General features: G+C 29.6%; 5 protein-coding genes. 3 read left to right on the top strand and 2 right to left on the bottom strand.

Going from position 1 to position 5,519, the window contains the following annotated elements:
• Positions 1–288: 288 nt before the first annotated feature.
• Entirely contained in the window at positions 289–1,293 is a 1,005-nt protein-coding gene (locus tag ACXAHM_RS26080) for a macro domain-containing protein (RefSeq protein ID WP_474967021.1), read from the bottom strand.
• Positions 1,280–2,506 carry a caspase family protein gene (locus tag ACXAHM_RS26075; RefSeq protein WP_474967020.1) on the bottom strand — a complete coding sequence of 409 codons (1,227 nt, stop codon included), beginning with the start codon at positions 2,504–2,506 and terminating at the stop codon, positions 1,280–1,282. The genes ACXAHM_RS26080 and ACXAHM_RS26075 overlap by 14 nt, the downstream gene beginning before the upstream one ends.
• Before the next feature lie 332 nt (positions 2,507–2,838).
• Here ACXAHM_RS26075 and egtB point away from each other — a divergent pair, with 332 nt between their 5' ends.
• Genes egtB through ACXAHM_RS26060 form a run of 3 tightly spaced genes read left to right on the top strand, consistent with a single transcriptional unit; the run spans position 2,839 to position 5,457 of the window.
• Entirely contained in the window at positions 2,839–3,990 is a 1,152-nt protein-coding gene (gene egtB, locus ACXAHM_RS26070; protein WP_474967019.1) for an ergothioneine biosynthesis protein EgtB, read from the top strand.
• 25 nt (positions 3,991–4,015) lie between these two features.
• Complete coding sequence (locus ACXAHM_RS26065; RefSeq protein WP_474967018.1) at positions 4,016–4,954, top strand: L-histidine N(alpha)-methyltransferase; 939 nt, start codon at positions 4,016–4,018, stop codon at positions 4,952–4,954.
• Positions 4,955–4,992: 38 nt separating this feature from the next.
• Complete coding sequence (locus ACXAHM_RS26060) at positions 4,993–5,457, top strand: DUF4268 domain-containing protein (protein ID WP_474967017.1); 465 nt, start codon at positions 4,993–4,995, stop codon at positions 5,455–5,457.
• The last annotated feature ends 62 nt before the right edge of the window (positions 5,458–5,519 follow it).

Genomic DNA, 5,519 nt, shown 5'->3' with positions numbered 1-5,519 from the left:
GAAGCGAGTGCAAAGGTAAGAACTTTTCTTTTTAACTTCCAAATCTTTCTTGAAAAAATTTTGAAGTTTTTTTTGAGTCAATTCTCATTCTTACAACACTCTATTTTATTGCTCCAAAAGAGGAGTTTTAAAAGCCTTTCGCTAAAGGCGAGTGCAAAGGTAATAGAAGGTTTTTTAAATGCAATAAGATCTTTGATTAATTATAATTAATGAAACACAACAAGTTATCACTTCTGTTAATAGGCAACTCTAATAAACTATGTAAAGTTCTATTTGTAAATGAATTAACTAGTTAACACCGATAAGTAAATTCAATTGAGAATTTATTTCAATTATTTTCTCTTCTAATGATTTAATCTCTTTTTCGACTTCTTCAATACTCATTAATAACCTAAATGGTACCATTTCACCTCCATACTTTGCTTTTTCAATTTCATAGTGTCTTAAAGCGGTACGTTGGTAATTGATTGATTGTTCAAATACTCTTTTATCTTCTTGTAATTGTTGAATTTCATTTTTATTTGAATTTACAGAATGCAAGAGATCATATAAGAAAGATAGATCCTTCAATAAATTAGGTATCTGTGTTGGAATTATTTCTTTCTCGATTGTTGAAATTCTTGAAATACCTAGCTCTAATTGAGTAATAGTATTTGAGTTTACTGTCTTATTTAGTTTAAGGTTTTTATTTGCATCCTGAAGAAGTGTTTTTATTTCTCTGTTTTGTTCTTTTATAGAAACGAATTCTACTGCATTTTCAAACAATTCATTCATTTGTTCTTTCGAAACATCATTTCTTTTCAATAGACATAGAGTAACTTCTTCTATTGAATTATTTTCATTTAAAAATTTTCCGATTGTATCTGAAATTACCTGAACTGAATCTGTATAATTATACCCTGCCGTCCCTGTACCTATGGCTGGTAATGCAATTGATTTAACATTAAGTGCATTTCCAAGTTCTAATATTCTCTTTAGTGCTTTTTCTAAGTTTACTTTATCAATATTTGTCTCAGTAAATCTATCTAAAGTGATTGTATGAAAAATATACTTTGAAGACAGTTCTCCTGCAGTTGAAACAATCACATCTCCAATTTTAAGTTTTTTGTGTTTTTGAGCATCAATTTGAATTAATTCAGACCCAGCCTCTAGTATACTTCTTGATACACCACTTGACATAGTAATGTCGGTATCATCAGAACTTACAATTACATCTGCAAAAGCTTTAGCAATATCTCTGTAAACTACATTAAATTTAGATCCTCCTATATAATATGTTTTATTGTTTGGCATTGTAACTTTTCAATGTTTTGATAATCTCAGTAATCTCTTTTTCTACTGAATCTTTTCTATGGATTAAAATTGAAGGTGGATTCTCTTCATATTTTGCAGATGCTATTTCAATTTGTTTTAAGTTTTTAGAATGAATTTCGTATAGTGATAATTGATGTCTTAATTCATCTTCATTACCCTCGGTAATTGGAATAATCAAATCATCGATTCTTATATAGCCTTCATTAATATGTAATTTTATCTTTTGTGTAGCTTCTAAACTTTTTGAAGTTATCTCAATTTCTTTGTTTTTATTACTTTTTAAAAGTCTAAGAACTAAAAATAAAATGATCACTATTAATAGAGTAGTAACAATATAAATAATAATAGAATAATCTTTATTTACTCCTCTATTCACAACTAGATTTATATCATTATCAATAGATGTGTCAACATCACTCAATACTTGACTGGAGGAACTACTGAAAATAAATTCACTTCCTAATTCATCTTTTCCGAATGAACCATACATACTTTCTGATATAGATCTCTTCGTTTGTTGATGTAAATCTGATAATGTAAATAATTGATGTTGTTCTTCAGATAAAAAGCTGATAATTGCATTGCAGAAAGGGGAATGTCCATTAGTACCATCAGGAACTCTTTCTAAAGCACCCGATGTGAGATATACTCTTGAAATTTTATTCATTTTATTTTTCAAGAATTTAGCTGTAATTATTTCTTCTTCTACTTTCCCTCTATACTTTTCTTTGTTTCTCAATTGGGAATTAAAACTTCCGCCAAAACAAACGTCCAATATTATCGCGACATGTTGAGCTTTTAATGCATTCAACATTCCATTAAGCTTTCGATATTGAAGGTATGAAGATCTTGTTGGGTCCTTTCTTAATATTTTACTATCGGAAAAAACTAAAAAGCCATCATCAAAATTCTCTTCATCATAATCACCATGCCCCGCTATATAAAGTAAAAAACGATCTCCTTCATTTAATTTGTTTTGATAATTAAGAATTGCTTTTTCAACTTCCTCCGTTTTTGGTGAAAGTAATAATTTGGTTTCAAAATGAAATTTATCAGCTAGAAGTTGATTAATACTTTTCGCATCATTTTCAGCATTATCAAGATCCAGCCAAGTAGGTTTACCTTCCTTATAGTAGTTAGTTCCTATGATTAGTGCATACTGCTTACTCTTTTCTAATTCATCATGTAACATGGTTTTATTTTGACCATGAGATGACAGACTAAAAAGCGTAAATGTTAGGATATAAAATAATATTTTGTTGAATGTTCTAATGATAGTATAGTTTACGTTTTGATTCGCTACTCCTCTGATTTAAGTAACACAAAATAAATATAATGATATTCATTTTATCAATCTAAAAATTAATTTCTGATTAAAATTATCAAGATAATCTCTTCAATTACTATTTTATTGACCTATTTTTTATATTTTATGAACTGATATTACAATTAGAAATGCAATTGAAACAAGAAATTGCATCAATAAATATAATTTTCTCTTTTCTATCCACTACGAACAGCATTATGCTCGAACATTATTTCAGCACTAGAAAAAGAACAGAAGATTTCTGTGCTCCCCTGTCAGTCGAAGATTATACACCTCAAGTTGCTTTACATGCTAGTCCTATGAAATGGCAATTAGGGCACACAACATGGTTTTTTGAGACATTTTTATTAAAAAAATATTTAGAAGAATATCAAGAGTTTCACCCAAAGTTCTCCTTTCTATTCAATAGCTATTATAACAATGTCGGTGATCGTTTAGCCAGAGACAGTCGTGGTATTTTAACGCGACCTTCCGTTGATGAAGTTTATGAATATAGACATTATGTTGATAAACATATTGAATTACTCTTTTCTAGAGATATATCTGATGAAATTAAAAATATCTTCGAAATTGGTATTAATCATGAAGAACAACATCAAGAGTTAATGATTACTGATTTGAAGTTGATGTTTTTTAGACACCCATTAAAAACTACATATCAAGAAAATACCAATAAATTAAGTAGTAAAGTTACAACTTTTAATGAATGGGTAACAATCAAAGAAGGCGTATATGAAATCGGACATCAAGGAGAAGGTTTTGCTTATGATAATGAATTAGGAAGACATAAGGTATACTTACATGATTTTCAAATTTCGAAAGATTATGTAAGTAATGATGATTTTATTGCTTTTCTAGAAGATGGCGGTTACGAAAGATTTGATTTATGGCTTGACGAAGGATGGTCTTGGGTACAAGAAAACAATATAAAAAAGCCGCTGTATTGGGAAAAGAAAGGAGATGATTGGTATCAATTTACTCTTGCAGGCATGAAAAAAGTAGATATAAAAGGAATATTAGGTCATATCAATTTTTATGAAGCTGATGCTTTTGCTAGATGGAAAGGAATGCGTCTTCCTACAGAGTTTGAATGGGAAGCTGCTTCTTCACAACTCAACTGGGGTGAAAGATGGGAATGGACTAATAGTGCCTACCTACCTTACCCAGGATTTAAAACTGCCGACGGTGCTTTAGGAGAATACAATGGTAAATTCATGATTAATCAAATGGTATTAAGAGGCGGTAGTGTTGCTACTTCTCCAAACCATAGTAGAAATACTTATCGAAATTTCTTTCACCCTCATTATCGTTGGCAATACACAGGAATAAGATTAGCCAAATCACTTTAATTTTTGACACAACAACACATTTATAATGATAACCGAAAAAACTTTATTTGCTCAACATGTCGAAAAGGGACTTTCTGCTGAACATAAATTTTTATCATCTATGTATTTTTATGATAAAAAGGGAGAAGCGCTTTTTAGAGAAATCATGAATCTTGAAGAGTATTATCTCACAGATTGTGAAATGGAAATTTTAAGAGTTCAAGGAGGAGAAATCGCTAAAGCAATTGGAAATGAACCTTTAGATATTATTGAACTAGGAGCTGGAGACGGTATTAAAACGAAAGAATTACTAAAGCATTTTAATTTCAACAATATTGTTTATCATCCGATCGACATAAGTGAGCAGGCTATTATCGACATTACAGATAAAATGAAGGAATGGTTGCCTAACTTAAGTACTAAAGGTATTTGTGGGGATTATTTTAAAATGATAGAGGATTTTAAAAGTAACCGTAAAAAAGTAATCCTCTTTCTAGGTTCCAATCTTGGTAATATGACAGATGATTTAGCTAAAGGGTTTCTTGATCAGCTTTATCAAGTAATGAATACTGGTGACAGTATCGTTCTTGGTTTAGATTTAATAAAAGAAAAAAATATCGTTCTCCCTGCCTATAGTGATACTAAAGGTATTACCTCAAAATTTAATCTTAATTTATTGGACAGAATCAATCGTGAATTAGGGGGAAATTTTAATACATCTCAATTTGAACATTTAGCTACTTATAATGAGAAGGAAGGTATCGCTAAAAGTTTTATTAGAAGTAAAATTGATCAAGAGGTATATATAGAAGAAACTGAAAATGCTTATACTTTTCAAAAAGGAGAATTAATCCATACTGAAGTAAGTAGGAAATATGATCTAGATATTATCCGAAATATAGTTGACGATACTACTTTACAATTAAAATATCAATTTACGGATCATCGACATTATTTTACTAATCTCATTTTTACAAAAGCCTAATACTTTATGTAAATTTGTTGTCTTAAAACTTTAGAGAAATGTACAGCAGAGAAGAACATATTAAAATGAGAACCGAGTTTTGGACTCGATTTGGACAAATGATGAAGCCTTTTACAGATAGTGAAGGACAAAAAGTCAATTGGGTCAATTATAAAACAGGTATAAAAAATGTTTTCTTTAAAATGGATGCCAATAAACATGTTTGTAATATTGGGATTTATATAACACACCGAGATCTTGATTTACAAGAAATCTATTATCAACAGTTTGTAGATCTAAAAGATTTCCTTCATTCTGTTTTAGAAGAAGAATGGCAATGGGATTTCAAAGTAAAAGATAGAAACAATAAAACGGTCTCTAGAATTTACATAGAAAAAGAAGGAGTTAATTTATTTAAACAAGATGATCAACCAACTATCTATGAATTTCTCAAGCCTCGAATTTTAAAATTAAATGAGTTTTGGGAAAATGCTAAAGAGCCTTTTAAATTACTTGAAGAATAAAAAAAGAGAGAGTCAAATGAATGACTCTCTCTTTTTTTATGCATCATAAACCACTCCATACT

It is taken from the genome of Flammeovirga sp. AWQ4_249 (genome assembly GCF_056161045.1).
This window is presented reverse-complemented; position numbering and strand designations above follow the sequence as displayed.